Here is a 17,283-nt window from a genome sequence, read left to right as displayed (position 1 = left end):
GATGCCGGCCAACCCGTAGGATCGGTGGTTGTGCGCGTACTACTTCTCGGTGGCGGCGGGCGGGAGCATGCGCTCGCGCTCGGGCTCGCCGCCGATCCGGCCGTCGACCATCTGATCGCCGCACCGGGGAACCCGGGCATCGCGGCGGTCGCCGAGCTACGCCCGGTGGAGATCACCGATCCGGCGGCGGTCGCGGCGCTCGCCGTCGAGGTCCAGGCCGACCTGGTCGTCGTCGGTCCGGAGGCACCCCTGGTCGCCGGGGTCGCCGACGCGGTACGGGCCAAGGGGATCGTCTGCTTCGGCCCGTCCGGAGCAGCGGCCCGGATCGAGGGCTCGAAGGCGTTCGCCAAGGACGTGATGAACGCGGCCGGCGTACCGACCGCCCGGGCCCGAGCGGTCGTCAACCCCGGCAGCGGGGTCGGGGCCGCCCTGGTGGCGCAGGCGCTCGACGAGTTCGGTGCCCCGTACGTGGTCAAGGACGACGGACTTGCCGCCGGCAAGGGTGTGGTGGTCACCGACGACCGGTCGGCGGCACTGGACCACGCCGCGTCGTGCGATCGGGTCGTCGTCGAGGAGTACCTGGCGGGACCCGAGGTCTCGCTCTTCGTGGTCACCGACGGAGAGACCGCGTTGCCGCTGCTGCCGGCCCAGGACTTCAAGCGGATCGGCGACGGCGACACCGGCCCGAACACCGGCGGCATGGGGGCGTACGCGCCGCTGTCGTGGCTGCCCGAGGGCACGGTCGACGAGGTCATGGCGACGGTGGTCCATCCCACCCTCGCGGAGCTGCGTGGCCGCGGTGCCCCGTTCAGCGGCCTCCTCTACGTCGGTCTCGCCATCACCCGGCAGGGCCCACGGGTGATCGAGTTCAACGCGCGGTTCGGCGACCCGGAGACGCAGGTCGTACTCGCGCTGCTGGAGACGCCGCTCGCCGGCCTGCTGCACGCGGCCGCGACCGGGACGCTGGCCGGGCACCCGCCGCTGCGCTGGCGGTCCGGTGCGGCGGTCACCGTGGTGGTCGCGTCGGCCGGCTATCCGGGCACGGCCCGCAGCGGGGACGTGATCACCGGCGCGGAGCGGGCCGGGATCATCCACGCCGGGACCGCGCGCCGGGCCGCCGACGGCACGCTGGTCTCCGCCGGTGGGCGGGTGCTCTCGGGTACGGGTCTCGGCGCCGACCTGTCCACGGCCCGGGAGGCCGCGTACGCCCTGGTCGCCGGGGTCGGCCTGGACGGTGCGCAGTACCGGCGCGACATCGCGGCGCTCGCCGCGGCGGACCGGCTCGACGCACCGCAGCGGGTCGCACCGACCGACGGCTGAACCCGAGCCTGCCCGGTCTCTCGGCGCGGCGAACGGGCCCGTCCCGCGCCGATCCGCGCCGATCCACTCCGATCCGCTCCGCTCCGATCCACTCCAAACCGTCCGATCTGGACGGCCGGCGGACCGGTACCCGTGACCAACCTGCTCCGGCTGGCACGAAACCGTGATTCGTCGATCACGCCGCGTTCCTACCGTAAGGATCACCCCGGCCGAGGGCCGGGGTTCCCGGCGGTGGAGGAGCGACATGCACAGGTACCTGACTCGGGCGGCCCTGGTCGTCCTCGGTGCGGCGATGACGGTGGGGTCGACCGGTTGCGTGACGATCCAGACCGGCGGGAGTCGCCCGGCCACCTCGACGCCGGCTCCCGGTGACGAGGGTCTGGACAGCGCGCCGCCCGGCGGACCGACCGGTCAGCCGGAGTCGAGCGCGAGCCCGGCCGGCGGTGGCGGCCAGAGCGGAAGCGGCCATACCGGCGGCGGCAAGACCGGCGGTGGCGGAAACTCCGAGGGTACGAAGGACCCGAAGCCGAGCGGCCCGACCATCGTCTCGTTCCGGATCAGCCAGAAGCCGAAGTGCGCGCAGGGCACCAACATCAACCCGATCCCGGGCGTACCGATCATCCTCGAGTGGAAGGTGACCGGCACGGACAAGGTCACCCTCTCCGTCGACGGCCCCGGGGTGTACGACAGCTATCCGGCCCACGGCAGCGCGACGATCGACTTCCCGTGTGCCGGCCCGCCCGGCGACACGGTGACGCACACCTACCAGCTGCGTACGGTCGGCGGTGGCGAGGTGCGGTCGAAGACGTTGACCGGCTCGGCCGTGGTCTACGAGATCGGCGAACTCTGATCGACGGCGGGCTCCGGCTCACCGGTGGACCGTCCGATCTGTACTGACGGGCCCGGCGCAGGACGTTATTCTCCCGGTCATCGAAGGTCCGATCATCGGGAGGCGTGGCGATGCGGGTTCGACGACGGCTCGGAACTCTTGCGGTGACGGTGTTGACCATGGTGACGGCGGCGGTAGTACCGGTCGCCACCCCGGCCGGGGCGGCCGTGGTCAACACCACCTACCACGTCTGGACCTGGAACGTCGCCGGTTGGGCCATGCACCGCGGCGCCACCGGCAACGGACTGGTCACCGCGCTGAGCAATTCGATCCGCAACCGGAGCGCCCATTTCGCCGCCCTCAACGAGTTGTGCTGGAGTCAGTACAAGGCGGTGCAGGCCAACCTGCGCGGCTCCGGCTGGGCTCAGGACGTGGAGAACTTCTCCCGCTTCGAGCCGCACAACGACACCGGCTGTGGCGGCGAGCCGTACGGGCTGGCGATCTTCAGCAAGGCGCCGCTGGGTCCGGCGAACCGGTACGCGTTGGCCGCCGACGGTAGTTCGGAGCGGCGCAAGCTGCTCTGCGCGCCACTGGAGGCCCGGCCCTGGCTGCGGTTCTGCACCACCCACATCACCCCGTCGAACGAGGTGATCGGGACAGAGAAGATCAACGAACGCCAGCTCGGTGAGGTGCTCTCCCGGCTGGACAGCTTCCACGCCGCCGGCGACACCGTGATCATCGCCGGTGACTTCAACGCCCAGCCCGACTACGGGCGGATGAACCCCTGGTACTCGCGGAACCTGAACGTCCCGCTCAACCCCGGCAACACCGGTTCCTACCGCGAACTCGACGACACCGACCCGGCCAGCCCGGGGTACGGCGAGACGACGGTGGCCGACGGCGACACGACGGGACCGAACGGCCAGGGCAAGAAGATCGACCTGGTCTTCGTACACCAGGACCGGATCGTGGGCGGTTACACCGGTGACTCGTTGTCCATCGCCACCACCTGCGGCGGGCCCTGCTCCGACCACCGGATCCTGATCGGCACGGTGACCGTCGCCGTCACCACCTGACCCGGTCCGCTCCGGTCCGCCCCGTCCGCTCCGGCCGGCGGGCGCACCGTCAGGCCTGGTGGTACCGGCGCAGTTCCCGGGTCAGCACCTTTCCGGTGGCGTTGCGCGGCAGCGCCGGTACGAAGATGACGTCCCGGGGGACCGAGAACCTGGCCCGGTAGCGGCGGACGTACTCCCGTACCGCCTCCGGATCGAGCACCTCACCGGGAAGCAGCACCAGGTACGCCGCCAGCCGCTGGCCGTACGTCCGGTCCGGCACGCCGATCACCGCCACCTCGCGTACCTGGGGCAACTCGGCGAGCAGGTTCTCCACCTCGGACGGGTGGACGTTCTCGCCGCCAGAAATGATCATGTCGTCAGCGCGCCCGTCGACGAAGAGCAGTCCGTCGGCGTCCAGATGGCCGAGGTCGCCGGTGTCCAACAGCCCGCCACCGTCACCGCCATCGCCGCCATCGCTGCCGTCGCCCCCGGTGCCCGACGTGTACCCCTCGAACAGCAGCTCGTTGCCGACGAGGATCCGGCCGACCTGACCGTTCGGGGTCGGGTTGCCGTCCCGGTCGAGGATCGCCAGTCGGGTCCCGTGCGGCGGGCGGCCGGCGGTGGTGGGAGCCTGGCGCAGCTCGGCCGGGGTGGCGATGGCGGCCCAGGAGACTTCGGTGGAGCCGTACAGGTTGTAGAGGACGTCGCCGTACCGGTCCATGAACCGGGTCGCCAGGCCGCCGGGCAGGGCGGAACCGCTCACCGCGACGACCTCCAGCGGCGGTTGGGTAGCCGGCGGCGGCACCTCCAGCAGCCGCTGCACCATCACCGGTACGGCGAACAGCGCGGTACACCGGTGCCGCTCTACCGCGTCCAGGGCGGCCTCCGGCTCGAACCTGCGGTGCAGTACGACGGTGCCCCGCAGCGCGAAGGCCATCTGTAGTGCCGCGTACCCCCAGGTGTGGAAGAGCGGGGCCGCGATCATCATCCGGGTCCCGGCGTGCAGCGGGATCCGGTCGATGATGGCGACGAGCGGGCCGAGCCCGTTCGGGGTGGGCCGTCGGGCTCCCTTCGGCGTACCGGTGGTGCCGGAGGTGAGCACGATGGTCCGGCCGTCCCGCCCCGGGCGGCGCAGTTCGCCCAGCGGTGCGGCGGCGACCAGGTCCGCGCACCCGCGTTCGTCGAGCTGGTCCACTTCCGGAGGGAGTCCGATCGTCCGGTCGACGAATTCGGCGTCGTGCACCAGCAGCCGGATCCGCTGCTCCTGCACGACGTCCGCGAGCTGTGCCCCGGAGAGCCCGGTGTTGACCAGCACTATGTCGGCGCCGAGCAGTGGTCCGGCGATGGCCGTCTCGACGAGCCCGTGGTGGTTGCGGCAGAGCACGCCGATCCGGTCGCCCTCGGCGATGCCGTACCTCGCCCGCAGCGACCGGGCCAGCCGTCCGGCCCGGTCCAACAGATCCCGGTAACTGATCTCACCGAGTTCCTCGTCGACCACGGCGATCCGGTCCGGATCCCGGGCGGCGGCCTGACGTAGCTCCCCGGCGAGGCTGAAACCCCAGTTCCGTAGCGCGCCGAGCTGGGCCGCGACCCGGATCGGCGAGCCGGGCTTGAGCAGGCCACGGCGGGTCAGGGTGGCGACGAGAAAGGGTAGGGCCATGGGTCAGCGGATCTGCCGTCCGGAGATGGCTCGGGAGATGACCAGGCGTTGGATCTCGGAGGTCCCCTCGAAGATCGTGTAGATCTTGGCGTCCCGGTACCAGCGTTCGACCGGATGATCGCGCAGGAAGCCGGCGCCGCCGAGGATCTGCACCGCCTTCTCGGTCACCGACACCGCCACCTCACCGGCCTTGAGCTTGGACATGGATCCCTCGCCCGCCGTGAACGGGCGGTTGTTCCGGCCCATCCAGGCCGCCCGCCAGACCAGCAGCCGGGCGGCGTCGATCTCCGTACGCATGTCCGCGAGTTGGAAGGCGATTGCCTGGTTCTCGATGATCGCCCGGCCGAACTGGACCCGCTCCTGGGCGTACGCCAGGGCGTATTCGTACGCCGCGCGGGCCACCCCGATCGCCTGGGCCCCCACGGTGGGTCGGGACAACTCGAACGTACGCATCGCCGCCTGGCTCTTTCCGCGCTGGCCGGAGCGGGCCCGGTCGAGCCGTTCGAGCAACGCCTCGCGTCCGCCCAGCAGGCAGCGGCCGGGCACCCGTACCTCGTCGAGGAAGACGTCGGCGGTGTGCGAGGCGCGCAGGCCCAGCTTCTTGAGCTTCTTTGTCGCGGTCAGCCCCGGGGTGCCGGGCGGCACCACGAAGGCGGCCTGCCCGCGGGAGCCGAGCGAGGGCTCGACCGAGGCGGTCACCACGTGCACGGCGGCGATCCCGCCGTTGGTGGCGTACGCCTTCTGGCCGTTGAGCACCCATTCGTCGGCTGCCTCGTCGTACCGGGCCCGGGTGCGCATGGCGGCGACGTCGGAGCCGGCCTCCGGCTCGGTGCTGCAGAACGCCCCGACCGCCGGTTCGTCGACGCTGCCGAAGCACTGCGGCACCCACTCGACGAGTTGGTCGGGGGTGCCGGCGCCGTAGATGGCGGCCACGGCGAGCGTGGTGCCGAAGATCGACAGCCCGATGCCGGCGTCGCCCCAGAAGAGTTCCTCGCTGGCGATCGGCAGCGAGAGGCCGCTCGGATCGGCCCAGCAGGTGGCGATGAACTCGAAGCCGTACAGCCCGACCTTCGCCGCCTCCTGGATCACCGGCCAGGGGGTCTCCTCGCGGGCGTCCCACTCGGCCGCGGCCGGGCGTACGACGTCGGCGGCGAAGCCGTGCACCCAGTCGCGCAGGTCCCGTTGCTCCTCGTTCAGGTCGAGCGAGAACTCGGTCACGACGTCTCCTCTCCGCGCGTCATCACATCCCGGGCCCGGTCACGTCGGGTCCCGGGATCGGCCATGTCAGGTGTCGGGCCCTGGTCGGGCCTCCGGTCGGTCGGCCCGACCAGGACTTGCACCGGCTCGGATCAGGCCTCGGGATCTCGGGTCAGGCCTTCGGGATCAGGCCTTCGGGATCAGGCCTTCGGGATGTCGAACAGGTTGGCGATGTTGGCCGCCAGCCCGAGGTCACCCTTTGCCTTCAGCTTGCCGGTCATGAACATCATCACCGGGTTGGCGCCACCGGAGACGATCTTCAGGAACTCGACCGGTCCCATCGTGAGGGTCAGCTTCGGGTCCCGCTGCGGGGTCTCCGAGACCGTGCAGGTCGCGTCCTCGATGACGATCTCGTAGGTGTCCGAGCCACCGTCCGGGCGGCCCGTGATGGTCCAGTGGATGACCGTGTTGGTCGAGCCCGCGCGGTCGGCCCGGAACAGCGACGGCATGCGACCGAATACCGCGCCGAGTACGGTGTCCCGCAGGTCGCTCCGCATCACCTCGGCCAGCTTGTCGTCCGGAGTGGACTTGACGAGCTGGGCGAACTGCTTGGGATCGACCGAGGCGAAGGTCGCCGGATCGAAGTCAGTCATGGAGTGGACCTTCCGGGCTGGGTCAGTGGTTACTGATGCGTAACCTTACGCACGAGTAGGTAAGCTCGCAAGGTGTCCACCACGCCCACCTTCAAGCGGCTGCCCCGAGCCGTACGCGAGCAGCAGATGCTCGACGCGGCCGTCAAGGTGTTCTCCCGGCGCGGCTTCCATGCGGCGAGCATGGACGAGATCGCCGACGAGGCCGGGATCTCCAAACCCATGGTCTACGCCTACCTGGGCTCCAAGGAGGAGCTTTTCACAGCTTGCCTGCATCGGGAGGGAACCCGGCTGATGGAGGCGATCGTCGGCGCCGTCGTGCCGGACCTGCCGTTCGACGAGCGGCTGTGGCGTGGCCTGCGGGCGTTCTTCAGGTTCGTCGGGGCGCACCGGGACGGCTGGGCGGTGCTGTACCGGCAGGCGCGCGGGGAGCGCCCGTTCGCGGACGAACTCGCCGCGATGCGCAGTCGGATCATCGAGGTGGTCGCCGGAATGCTCGACCGGGGCCTGGCCGCCGAGGGGCGCGAGGTCCGCGCGGCAGAGCGGGAGGTCATGGCGTACGCCCTGGTCGGCGCGTCGGAGTCGCTGGCCGACTGGCTCGCCGACCATCCGGACGCCGACCCGGACGGGATGGCCACCCGGATGATGAACTTCGGCTGGACCGGCGCCGGCAGCATGCTGGCCGGTCACCAGTGGCGCCCGCCTCCGGTCGACGACTGAGTCGTACCGCCTCCGCACTGACTCTTCCCGCCGCCCGATACCGAACCGGTATCGGGCTTGACGCATGTGGCCGGGGGTGTCAGTCTCTTCTGACAGGGGGGTGTCAGTCCGGACTGACACCCCGGAAGGGAACCAGAGGCATGGACCAGGCTTCGCCCTCCGGCGACGAGTTGCTGCGGGTGCTGACCGCGATGGCCAGCCCGCACCGGCTGCGGATCATCGCCGCGCTCGCCGAGGGTCGCACCTACGTCAGCCAGTTGGCTCGACAGCTGCAGATGAACCGGCCGCTGCTGTACATGCACCTGCAACGGCTGGAGGCCGCCGGCCTGGTCACGGGGGCGCTGGAGACGGCGCGGGACGGAAGCTCGGTGAAGTACTTCGAGCTGGTGCCGTTCGCGCTGGAGTTGACGCCGGAGGCGGTCATCGCGGCGGTGCGGTCGCTGGGCGCGGAACAGGTGGGGATGGATGGGCCGGCACCGGGTGCCCCGGAAACCGGTGGATCGCGAAGGGACGAGAAGTGAGCACAGTAGTACTGAGTGCCGACCTGGACATTGCGCAGACGGCCACGATCGCCTCGACGGTGCTGGTGGTCGCACTGGTCACCGTCGTCGGTCTCGTGGTTCTGGGGTTCTACCGGGCCCGGCGGTCGGCGGTCGGGGCGGATCGGTACGAGGCGCTGGCCGAACGCGTCGCCGAGGCCGGAGCGCGGACCGCGGAGGCCGGCCAGGCCACCGCCACCGAACTCAAGGGCCTGCGCGCGGAACTGGGGGCGGCCCGCGACGAGTTGGCGGAGGTCAAGCAGCGGCTCGCCGAACTGGAGCGCCTGCTGAGTCAAATCGGTTGACCAGGCGTTGGTCGACTCCTCGACTGGAGGGATTGAGACATGGGCGTCCGTTCGCGGTGGGCGGGGATGGGGACGATCCTGTTGGCGGCGCTCACGGCGGTGCTGGTCCCACTGGCCGTGGCCGTTCCGATGGGACCGGCGGCCGGTAACCCGGCCGATTCGGGGTCGACGGCCGATTCCGGGTCGACGGCCGATTCCGGATCGAGCGATGACGATGTCGGCAGGGCCACCGAGCACGAGATCGCCAGGGTGGAGACGTACCTGCGTCGGCACATGGCCGAGATCCGGATACCGGGCCTGGCGTACGCGGTCGTCCGGGGTACCGAGGTGATCGGCCAGGGCACCTGGGGCGTCGACGGCGACGGGGCGCGGGTGACACCGCAGACGCCGTTCGTGGTGGGCTCGGTGTCCAAGTCGTTCACCGCGCTGGCAGTACGGCAACTGGTCGAGGCGGGACGGGTCGAACTCGACGCGCCGGTCCGCCGGTACGTCCCGGAGCTGCGACTGGCGGACGAGTCGGTCGCCGCCCGGATCACCGTACGGCAGTTGCTGACCCACACCACCGGGCTGCCCCAGGTCGTGACGATGGGCCTGAACGACCGGTACGACAACGCGCCGGACGGGCTGGCCCGGTCGGTACGGGACCTGGCGACGGTCTCGCCGACGATGCCGCTCGGCGAGGCCTACCAGTACAGCAACGCCAACTACATGATCCTCGGTCTGCTCGTGGAGACGGTGACCGGGCAGACGTTCGGCGGATACCTACGGGAACACGTGCTGGACCCGCTCGGCATGACACACTCCGCCACCACCGGGGCCGAGGCGCGGGCGGTGGGCGTGCCGCCCGGACACCGTTACTACTTCGGTCACCCGACCCGCTTCGACCCGCCCTTCGACGCCTCCGGTGTGCCGTACGGCCACCTCGCGGCGAGCCTGTCGGACCTGACGCACTACGCCGTAGCCCAGCTGAACGACGGCCGGTACGGCGACGCCACGGTCCTCTCGCCGCAGGGCATCGCCGAGTTGCACGCCGGTCAGGTCGCCGTCGGCGGGGGCGGCAGCTATGGGCTGGGATGGCGGGAGAGCACCCTCGACGGTTTCGGTGACCGCCTCGTCTGGCACGCCGGAGCGGCCGCCAACTACTTCGGGCACATCCTGCTCGTACCGGGATCGGACCTGGCCGTCGTGATCCTGTCCAACGTGTACAGCCTCGCCATGGACTGGCCACTGGCCTCGATGGCGTTCAACGTCGCCCGGATCATGCGGGGCGGCGAGCCGGTCGCGGCTGCCCGGGACTCCGCCCTCACCTGGACGCTCACCGGGTTGCTGGTCGTCGTCGGGCTGCTGCTGATCGTCCTGACCTGGTCGGTGGTCAGGGCCGTCCGGCGCAGACGGAGGGCGGGGGTGCCGGCCGCGCGCCGTCGGATCGTCGTCGGCGCGGCGGGCTGGGTCGTCGGCTGTGCCGCGCTGGTGACCGGCGCGCTCTGGGCGCTTCCGGCGATGTTCGACGGCGCCGGCCTGGCCCAGGCGATGCTCTACACGATGGACATCGGCCACGCGATGGTCGCGGTCGCGGTGCTGGCCGGCACGATCGCGCTGGTACGCCTCGCCGCCGCCGGGTATGCCCTGTCCAGACCGCGCGGCGGCGGATAGCGGGTACGCCACCTCCAGCCCGCTAGGGCGGGGGCAGGTGTGGACGCCGAGGTGCCGGGGTGCTCCGATCGTGTGGATCGGAGCACCCCGGCGGGTGGCGCGTTGCCGTGCGATGGTGCGGACGATCAGATCCGACCGGTGCCGGCACCGCCGGTGACGATCGACTTCACGTTGGCGGCGGGGTCGACGCTGACGCTGTACGGGAGGCTCCGCACGCTGCCGCCGGTCTGGCCACTGCCGGAGTTCACGAAGTGGTTGTTCCGGGCGACCAGGGTGCCGGGGCCGGAGTCGGCCTCGCCCAGGTGGTACGGGTCGTCGGTGTTCTCGAAGTAGTTGCCCTCGACGAGCACACCGGCGCCCTCGGTGGAGGCGACGCCGTAGCCGCCGACACTGTTGTAGTAGTTGTTGAAGACGTGCACCGGGTTACCGAAGCGGACCCGGGGGTGCCGCTGCTCGGAGCCGTCGAACCAGTTGTGGTGGTACGTCACGCGCAGCTTGCCGCTGTCCTCGCCCGAGTTGTCGTCGGAGTGGCCGAGCAGGAACGACTTGTCGTGGTTGAAGACCCGGTTCCAGGAGACGGTGGCGCAGTCCGAGGCCCGCTTGATGTCGACCGCGCCGTCGGAGCCGTTGCTGAAGCTGTTGTGGTCGATCCAGACCCGGGTCGAGTACTGCACGTTGATCGCGTCGTCGCTCCAGTTCCGGAAGTTGATGTTCCGGATGATGACGTTGCTGACGCTGGCGACGTTGAGCCCGCCACCGGTGATGGCCGCGCCGCTGCCCACACCGATGATGGTCTTGTTGGCGGCGACCTTCTGCATGCCGCTGATCGACAGGCTGCCGGAGAACCGGATCACCCGGGCCCCGCTGGCCTGCATTTCGCTGACCAGTTGGCTGCCGCTGGTGACGGTCACCGGGGAGGCGCTACCGCCGCCGGTGGTGCCGCCACACTGGGTCGCCCAGCCCTGCATGTTGAACGAGGCGGCCGACGCGCTGGGCATCGCGGTCAGCGAGGTGGCCGCGAGTACGGCGGCGGTGGCCGCAGCGAGCAGTGGCACCCGGGTGAGCCGCCGGGTGCGGTCGGACTTGGTGGTTCTGGTGCTGGTCACAGCTACCTCCGAGTGGAAGTGGTCCACCCCGGCGGCCGGGTCGCGGGTGGGACGCGGGCGCCGCCAGCGGTAGGTGGACGGGTGCGGCGGGGGGTTCCGCGCACCGGGACGGGGGAGCCTGGAAAGCGCTTTCCAGGTCATAGCGAAGACTATCGATGCACCTTCGGCCCTGTCAACGGTAAATTTCGATGTTTGGTCCAAGCTGTCGGCTTAGCCCTAGATCGACGCCACTCCGCCGACCAGGTACGGCCGGCCGCGCTTGGTGTCGTGCAGGCCGAAGGTCCAGGCCGGGGTGGCGCTGAACGCGACCGTTCCGGGCAGCGCCAGTGGCAGCTTGAACGCCACTTCCACCTCGTACGCGTCCGGCAGCCGGCCCTCCAGCGCGGCCAGGCAGCGGGCCTTGCTCCACATGCCGTGCGCGATCGGCCCCGGGAAGCCGAAAAGCCGGGCCGCGATCCGCGAGGTGTGGATCGGATTGCGGTCCCCGGACACCCGGGCGTAGTCCCGGCCCACCCGGGGCGGCACCCGCCAGAGCGCACTCGGAGCCGGCGGCGCCGGATACTCCCCGGGCTCGCGCCGGCCACCATCCGCCCCGCCGCGCTCCCGCCGCAGGTACGTCGACACGCCGCGCCAGACCACCTCGGGGCCGACCGAGGCGGTGCACAGTACGTCGAACTGCCGCCCCCGGTCGTGCGGACGCAGGTCGACGGCGCGTACCGACAGGTCCAGCGGCTCGGCCGCGTCGATCCGGCGGTGCACGGTGATCCGGTTCGCCACGTGCACCAGACCGACCAGCGGCAGTGGGAACTCCGGCGCGCTCATCAGGCGCAGCGCCAGCGGAAAGGCCAGCACGTGCGGATACGTCGGCGGTAGCGCGTCGGCGAGCCGGAACCCGCACACCCGGTCGTACCCGGTCAGGTGGTCGCGATCGACGGTGACCCCCCGGACCACCAGCTCCAGGTCGGGCAGCCGGTCGGCCCGCCGTCCCGGACCGAAGCCCGGGGCGAGCCCGATGGCCGCCCGGCGGTAGAGCGGCCCAGCGGCCGGAATCGTCGACAGCTCGACCTCGGCGTCGGTCATCACGCCTCCACTCGATCGGTCGTCTCGCCTCGATCGGTCATCAGGCTGCCTCCAGTCGATCGGTCGGTCGTCAGGCCCCGAGCACGCTCTGGCCACAGACCCGGACCACGTTGCCGGTGATCCCGGCCGATCCCGGCGAGGCGAACCAGGCGATGGTCTGCGCCACGTCGACCGGCAGGCCACCCTGGGCCAGGCTGTTCAGCCGCCGGCCCGCCTCGCGGAACATCAGCGGGATCCGGGCGGTCAGTCGGGTCTCGATGAAGCCCGGGGCGACGGCGTTGACCGTGATGCCCCGCTCGGCGAGCAGTGGCGCCATCGAGTGCACCAGCCCGATCACCCCGGCCTTCGAGGTGGCGTAGTTGGTCTGGCCCCGGTTGCCGGCGATCCCCGCGATCGAGGAGACCGCGATCAGCCGGCCGCCGTGCGGAATCAGTCCCCGGTCCAGCAGTACCTCGTTGATCCGCTCCTGGCTGGACAGGTTGACGTCCAGGACCTGGTCCCACCAGTCCGGTTTCATCCGGCCGAGGGTCTTGTCCCGGGTGATCCCGGCGTTGTGCACGACGACGTCCACCCGGCCGTGCCGGTCGGCCAGGTGCTCGGCCAGCCGCACCGGTGCGTCCGGCGCGGTCAGGTCGAGCTGTACCGCCGTACCGCCGACGCCGTTCGCCACCTCGGCGAGCGCGTCCCCGGCAGCCGGTACGTCGAGCGCCACCACCTGGGCGCCGTCGGCGGCCAGCACCTCGGCGACCTTCGCGCCGATGCCCCGGGCCGCCCCGGTGACCAGGGCGATCCGGCCGGCCAGCGGACGTGCCCAGTCGACCTCGGGTACGTCGGCCGGGGTGATCCGGACGACCTGCCCGGAGACGTACGCCGAGCGGCCGGAGAGCAGGAAGCGCAGCGTCGACTCGACGGCCCGTTCGGCACCGGGTGCGACGTAGACGAGTTGGGCGGTCGTGCCCCGGCCGAACTCCTTGCCGATGCTGCGGGTCAGGCCCTCCAACGCGCGCTGCGCGGTGGCCTCCCGGGGGTTGGTGCAGGACTCCGGCGGGCTGCCGAACACGATCACCCGGCCGGACGGGTGCAGTGCCCGGGCCAACGGATGGAAGAAGTCGAAGAGGGCGCGCAGCCCGGTCGAGTCGGTGATCCCGGTGGCGTCGTAGAGCAGGGCGCCGTGGAGGACCGGCCGGGCGGCGGTCGCCGCGCCGTGGTCGGCTCCCTCGACACCGGCGGCCCCCTCGACACCGGTGGCCCCCTCGACATCGGCGGCTGCGTCGGTATCGGCGGAGAGCTCGACACCGGCGGTGGTGAGCAGCTTCGCCAGGGGTTCGCGCAACCGGCCGCCGGGGGCGGCGTCCAGCCGGACCGGTCCGTGGATCAGCGGGTCGCCGGGGCGGTCCCGGCGCAGTCGGGGCGGGTCGGGCAGGCCGAGGCGCTTGACCAGCGCCCGGCCGGGTCCGGTGTGGGCGAAGCTCGCGTACCTGTCACTCATGGGCGTAGCCTACTCACGGGTAAGGTCGTGACAACCCTGTGTTCTGGAGGCGGCACCGTGGAAACCGTACGTCGCGTCGCGGTCATCGGGGGCAACCGGATTCCGTTCGCCCGTTCGAACGGCCGGTACGCCAAGGCATCCAACCAGGACATGCTGACCGCCGCCCTGGACGGGCTGATCGCCCGGTTCGGACTGGCCGGCGAGCGGCTCGGCGAGGTGGCCGCCGGAGCCGTGCTGAAGCACTCCCGGGACTTCAACCTGACCCGCGAGGTCGTACTCGGCTCCCGCCTCGACCCGCGCACCCCGGCGTACGACCTCCAGCAGGCCTGTGGCACCGGTCTGGAGGCGGCGATCCTGGTCGCCAACAAGATCGCACTCGGTCAGATCGAGGTCGGCGTCGCCGGAGGAGTGGACACCACCTCCGACGCGCCGCTGGCGGTGAACGAGGACCTGCGCCGCACCCTCCTGGAGATCAACGCCGCCCGGAGCCTGGGCGGGCGACTCCGGGCCGCCACCCGGCTGCGCCCGGCCCAGCCGTTCCGGCCGGAGATTCCGCGCAACGCCGAGCCGCGTACCGGGCTGTCGATGGGGGAGCATGCCGCGGTCACCGCCCGGCGCTGGAACATCGCCCGGCAGGACCAGGACGAACTGGCGGTACGGTCGCACCAGCGGCTCGCCGCCGCGTACGAGCGCGGGTTCTTCGACGATCTCGTCACGCCGTACCTGGGGCTGACCCGGGACCAGAACCTCCGGCCGGACACCAGTGTGGAGAAACTCGGCGCCCTCCGGCCGGTCTTCGGCACCCGGGGCCCGGACGCCGACCGGGCCAGCATGACGGCCGGGAACTCGTCTCCGCTGACCGACGGCGCCTCGACGGTGCTGCTCGCCTCGGAAGAGTGGGCGAAGGCGCACAACCTGCCGGTGCTCGCCTGGTTCGGCCAGTCCGAGGCCGCCGCCGTCGACTTCGTGCATGGCGACGAGGGGCTGCTGATGGCTCCCGCGTACGCCGTGCCCCGGCTGCTCGCCAGGGCGAAGCTGAGCCTGGCGGACTTCGACTACTACGAGATCCACGAGGCCTTCGCCTCGCAGGTGCTGGCGACCCTCGCCGCGTGGGAGTCACCGGAGTTCTGCAAGGAGAAGCTCGGCCTGGACGCGCCGCTGGGCTCGATCGATCCAGCGAAGGTGAACGTCAACGGCTCGTCCCTGGCCGCCGGGCACCCGTTCGCGGCGACCGGCGGCCGGATCGTCGCCACCCTGGCCAAACTGCTCGCCCAGCGGGGCTCCGGACGGGGCCTGATCTCGATCTGCGCGGCCGGCGGTCAGGGCGTGGTGGCGATCCTGGAGCGCTGAGCGCGGTCAGGAAAGGCAGTCGGTACAGTCGAGGTTCATGGCGACAAGGTTGTCCCGGTTCAGGTGATAGACGAACGGACCGGCAAGCGCCGAGCACACGCGCTCGATCTCCGGTCGGTGCCGCGATAGCCGTTCAATCACCTCTACGGCGCTGAGATCGCCCCGAGGAAATGTGAAGCAGCGCGCTGCGGACAGGCAGAGAGCCCGACGTTCGAGGCGGTTGTACCTGATCCGCTGGTCTGCTCCGAGAAGAATGGTTGACCAAAGTTGATCTGAGGATCGGCGACCACTCTCGCCACTTGTAGCCCGGCAGCGTGACCCGCTCCGCGTATCCGTCGTCGGCGTACTCGATCCGCCGAAGGTACTGTTCGATGACTTCTCGGAAGACGTACTGACCGTCGCGAAGAACGATCAGGGCGCGGCGGGAGCCCCGATCGAGTTCCCCCTCCTCGGCCACCTCCCACAGCAGTTGGGCGCCGACGGCGTACAGGCGGCGGGAGGCTAGCGCGTGCGTGACGTCGAGGCGCTCCTGTACCAGACTCAATGCCGGCCTGATCTGCTGTAGTGGCACTCCCGCCTTCCGCAGGGCGGACAGGAACATAGCTTCGGCGAGGCCGATGAAGGGAACCGATGGGTCCGAAGGGTGCAGCGGGGGAACGTAGGTGATGATCGGGCTGCCCCTGACCACCGATGTGGCCGCCGGCTGAGCCCGCCGGGTTCTCGACCGTCCATGACCGCGTCGCTCGTAGCCCTGAGCCCAGGTACGGAGGGTCGATGCCGGCATGTCGACGTAACGAGCGGCTTCGGCTTGTGAATACAACGGAACGTCGAAACGAGCATCCGGCGCAGCGCCGCTCGGTGCCATGGCACACCCCCTTCGGCTGCTTGGCCCGGCTATCTTCTCACCCCGGGCCGGCCCCCGGCCCGCATCTGCCGCGTGGCTGCCGGTCAGGGCGTGGTGGCGATCCTGGAGCGCCGAGCGCTGCGGTACGGCCGGAGGTAGTCGCGTACCGGCGGGGACAACTCGTCCCAGTCCAGGTTGGCTCCGACGAGTTCGAACCAGGCGACGTTCTCGACCCAGAACCGGTAGACGAAGTGCTCGAAGTCCGGCGCCACCTGTACGAGGTCGGCTGCCGCCTCCGCCGCACCCACCGGCTCGTCGGCGTCGTACTGGTAGGTGCCGCAGGCGATCCGGTGCCCGCCGTCGGGGAGTAGGTAGAGGTACCAGAAGACGCAGCCCTGCTGGTCGTTGAGGAAACGCACCAGCCGGGCACCGTCGCCGAGCGGGCTGGGCACCGGCGCCGTCGACAGGTCCCACCAGCAGGCGGTGCAGGACGGTACGGCGGCCAGTAGTTCGGGTCGACTCATGAACGCGGTGAACGACGCCGGTAGGCCCGGCCCGAGCGCCCGCAGGGTGGGCCCGGCCTCGATCGGCGTCATGTACTCGATCTCGATGTCGTATTCGATGTCGCTGGTCTCGGGGTCGACGATCGGCACCTCCGCCAGCCAGTGGAAGCTGCCGTCGAACCTCTCCTCAGGCAGCGGCGGCAGGCTGTCCACGGGGTAGCCCCGGTAGGTGGCGGCAGACTCCCGGTAGTCGCCGAGATCGCTGCCCACCCATCCCTGGTTGAGTTCCACGGCGGCACCGTAGCGGATCACCCCGACACCCCGCGGTGCCCGCCGGATCCGCCACGCCACCCACCTCCAAATAAGTGTTTGATAGTTGGTGATTCGTTTCCTATACTCCCCAACATGTCTTTGGGAGTTGATGGCCCGGACCGCCAGCCGGGCGCCGACGACACGCCGGACCCGAAAGCGCGGTTGCGGGCGCTGGCCCATCCCCTCCGGATGCGGATCCTGTCGCTGCTGACCGCGACCGCGATGACCGCCGCCGAGATCGCCCGCGAACTCGACCTCACCCACGCCAACGCCAGCTACCACCTGCGGCACCTACTCGCTGCCGGCCTGATCGACGTGGCCGGTGAGGAGCGCATCCGGGGCGGGGTCGCCAAGCGTTACCGGCACGACCCGACGCGCGAGGCCGGTTCGCGCCCGCCGGCCGCGGAGGGCACCGGACCCACCCCCGAACACCGGCTGCTCTACGCCGCGCTCGCCGCCGAACTGCGCCGCCGGTCCGCCGAGCTACGGCCCGGCCCCGGCAACTTCCTCACCGACGCCGAATTCTGGGTCGACCCCGAAATGTGGGCCGAGATCCGGGGCGCGGTCGCCGAGGCGTCGGCCCGGCTGCACCAGGCCGCCCGCCCACCGCGCACCCCCGGCACCCAGCGGGTGAGCGTGACCGTCGCCCTGTTCCAGATGGAGGACTGACC

17 protein-coding genes are annotated in these 17,283 nt (G+C 71.0%); 9 read left to right on the top strand and 8 right to left on the bottom strand.

The window, feature by feature from the left end; translation table 11 throughout:
• Positions 1-30: 30 nt before the first annotated feature.
• The 3 genes from purD to ACFP2T_RS22305 all read left to right on the top strand — a co-directional run bounded on the left by purD (position 31) and on the right by ACFP2T_RS22305 (position 3,225).
• Positions 31-1,320, top strand: coding sequence for a phosphoribosylamine--glycine ligase (gene purD / locus ACFP2T_RS22315; protein WP_377424691.1), 1,290 nt, complete (start codon positions 31-33; stop codon positions 1,318-1,320).
• Positions 1,321-1,564: 244 nt separating this feature from the next.
• Positions 1,565-2,170 carry a hypothetical protein gene (locus ACFP2T_RS22310; RefSeq protein WP_377424690.1) on the top strand — a complete coding sequence of 202 codons (606 nt, stop codon included), beginning with the start codon at positions 1,565-1,567 and terminating at the stop codon, positions 2,168-2,170.
• A 158-nt stretch (positions 2,171-2,328) separates the two neighbouring features.
• On the top strand, positions 2,329-3,225 hold the full coding sequence (locus tag ACFP2T_RS22305) for an endonuclease/exonuclease/phosphatase family protein (protein ID WP_377425184.1): 897 nt from the start codon (positions 2,329-2,331) through the stop codon (positions 3,223-3,225).
• 49 nt (positions 3,226-3,274) lie between these two features.
• Here ACFP2T_RS22305 and ACFP2T_RS22300 read toward each other — a convergent pair whose 3' ends face one another.
• From ACFP2T_RS22300 to ACFP2T_RS22290, 3 genes are all read right to left on the bottom strand, one after another.
• Entirely contained in the window at positions 3,275-4,864 is a 1,590-nt protein-coding gene (locus ACFP2T_RS22300; protein WP_377424689.1) for an AMP-binding protein, read from the bottom strand.
• 3 nt (positions 4,865-4,867) lie between these two features.
• Positions 4,868-6,082, bottom strand: coding sequence for an acyl-CoA dehydrogenase family protein (locus tag ACFP2T_RS22295; RefSeq protein WP_377424688.1), 1,215 nt, complete (start codon positions 6,080-6,082; stop codon positions 4,868-4,870).
• A 179-nt stretch (positions 6,083-6,261) separates the two neighbouring features.
• A complete protein-coding gene (locus tag ACFP2T_RS22290; RefSeq protein ID WP_377424687.1) occupies positions 6,262-6,714 on the bottom strand; it encodes an SCP2 sterol-binding domain-containing protein in 453 nt (150 codons plus the stop codon).
• Positions 6,715-6,786: 72 nt separating this feature from the next.
• Here ACFP2T_RS22290 and ACFP2T_RS22285 point away from each other — a divergent pair, with 72 nt between their 5' ends.
• The 4 genes from ACFP2T_RS22285 to ACFP2T_RS22270 all read left to right on the top strand — a co-directional run bounded on the left by ACFP2T_RS22285 (position 6,787) and on the right by ACFP2T_RS22270 (position 9,928).
• Positions 6,787-7,431: a TetR/AcrR family transcriptional regulator gene (locus tag ACFP2T_RS22285; protein ID WP_377424686.1), complete on the top strand. Its 645-nt coding sequence runs from the start codon at positions 6,787-6,789 to the stop codon at positions 7,429-7,431.
• 140 nt (positions 7,432-7,571) lie between these two features.
• Positions 7,572-7,952, top strand: coding sequence for an ArsR/SmtB family transcription factor (locus tag ACFP2T_RS22280; protein WP_377424685.1), 381 nt, complete (start codon positions 7,572-7,574; stop codon positions 7,950-7,952).
• Positions 7,949-8,275, top strand: coding sequence for a hypothetical protein (locus ACFP2T_RS22275; RefSeq protein ID WP_377424684.1), 327 nt, complete (start codon positions 7,949-7,951; stop codon positions 8,273-8,275). Before ACFP2T_RS22280 ends, ACFP2T_RS22275 begins: the two co-directional genes overlap by 4 nt.
• A 39-nt stretch (positions 8,276-8,314) precedes the next feature.
• Entirely contained in the window at positions 8,315-9,928 is a 1,614-nt protein-coding gene (locus ACFP2T_RS22270) for a serine hydrolase domain-containing protein (RefSeq protein ID WP_377424683.1), read from the top strand.
• A 125-nt stretch (positions 9,929-10,053) separates the two neighbouring features.
• On the opposite strand, the gene ACFP2T_RS22265 is transcribed toward ACFP2T_RS22270, so the two are convergent.
• From ACFP2T_RS22265 to ACFP2T_RS22255, 3 genes are all read right to left on the bottom strand, one after another.
• Positions 10,054-10,926 carry a pectate lyase family protein gene (locus ACFP2T_RS22265; protein ID WP_417629209.1) on the bottom strand — a complete coding sequence of 291 codons (873 nt, stop codon included), beginning with the start codon at positions 10,924-10,926 and terminating at the stop codon, positions 10,054-10,056.
• Between the two features lie 324 nt (positions 10,927-11,250).
• The gene (locus ACFP2T_RS22260) at positions 11,251-12,114 is read right to left on the bottom strand and encodes a MaoC/PaaZ C-terminal domain-containing protein (protein ID WP_377424681.1); all 864 of its coding nucleotides are present in this window, start codon (positions 12,112-12,114) and stop codon (positions 11,251-11,253) included.
• 70 nt (positions 12,115-12,184) lie between these two features.
• Positions 12,185-13,603 (bottom strand): 3-oxoacyl-ACP reductase, encoded by a 1,419-nt coding sequence (locus ACFP2T_RS22255; protein WP_377424679.1) that lies wholly within the window; start codon positions 13,601-13,603, stop codon positions 12,185-12,187.
• A gap of 57 nt (positions 13,604-13,660) precedes the next feature.
• On the opposite strand from ACFP2T_RS22255, the gene ACFP2T_RS22250 reads away from it, so the two are divergent.
• Entirely contained in the window at positions 13,661-14,953 is a 1,293-nt protein-coding gene (locus tag ACFP2T_RS22250; protein ID WP_377424677.1) for an acetyl-CoA C-acetyltransferase, read from the top strand.
• A 133-nt stretch (positions 14,954-15,086) separates the two neighbouring features.
• Here the strand turns inward: ACFP2T_RS22250 and ACFP2T_RS22245 are convergent, their stop codons facing one another.
• Together ACFP2T_RS22245 and ACFP2T_RS22240 are read right to left on the bottom strand one after the other, a co-directional pair.
• Positions 15,087-15,818 (bottom strand): hypothetical protein, encoded by a 732-nt coding sequence (locus ACFP2T_RS22245; RefSeq protein WP_377424676.1) that lies wholly within the window; start codon positions 15,816-15,818, stop codon positions 15,087-15,089.
• Between the two features lie 83 nt (positions 15,819-15,901).
• A complete protein-coding gene (locus tag ACFP2T_RS22240; protein WP_377424675.1) occupies positions 15,902-16,612 on the bottom strand; it encodes a hypothetical protein in 711 nt (236 codons plus the stop codon).
• Positions 16,613-16,705: 93 nt separating this feature from the next.
• Here ACFP2T_RS22240 and ACFP2T_RS22235 point away from each other — a divergent pair, with 93 nt between their 5' ends.
• Positions 16,706-17,281, top strand: a complete 576-nt coding sequence (locus ACFP2T_RS22235) for an ArsR/SmtB family transcription factor (protein WP_377424674.1) — start codon at positions 16,706-16,708, stop codon at positions 17,279-17,281.
• The last annotated feature ends 2 nt before the right edge of the window (positions 17,282-17,283 follow it).

Source organism: Plantactinospora solaniradicis (genome assembly GCF_042658085.1).
Lineage (GTDB): Bacteria > Actinomycetota > Actinomycetes > Mycobacteriales > Micromonosporaceae > Plantactinospora > Plantactinospora solaniradicis.
The sequence above is the reverse complement of the archived record's forward strand: the minus strand, read 5'-3'. Positions and strand labels throughout refer to the sequence as shown.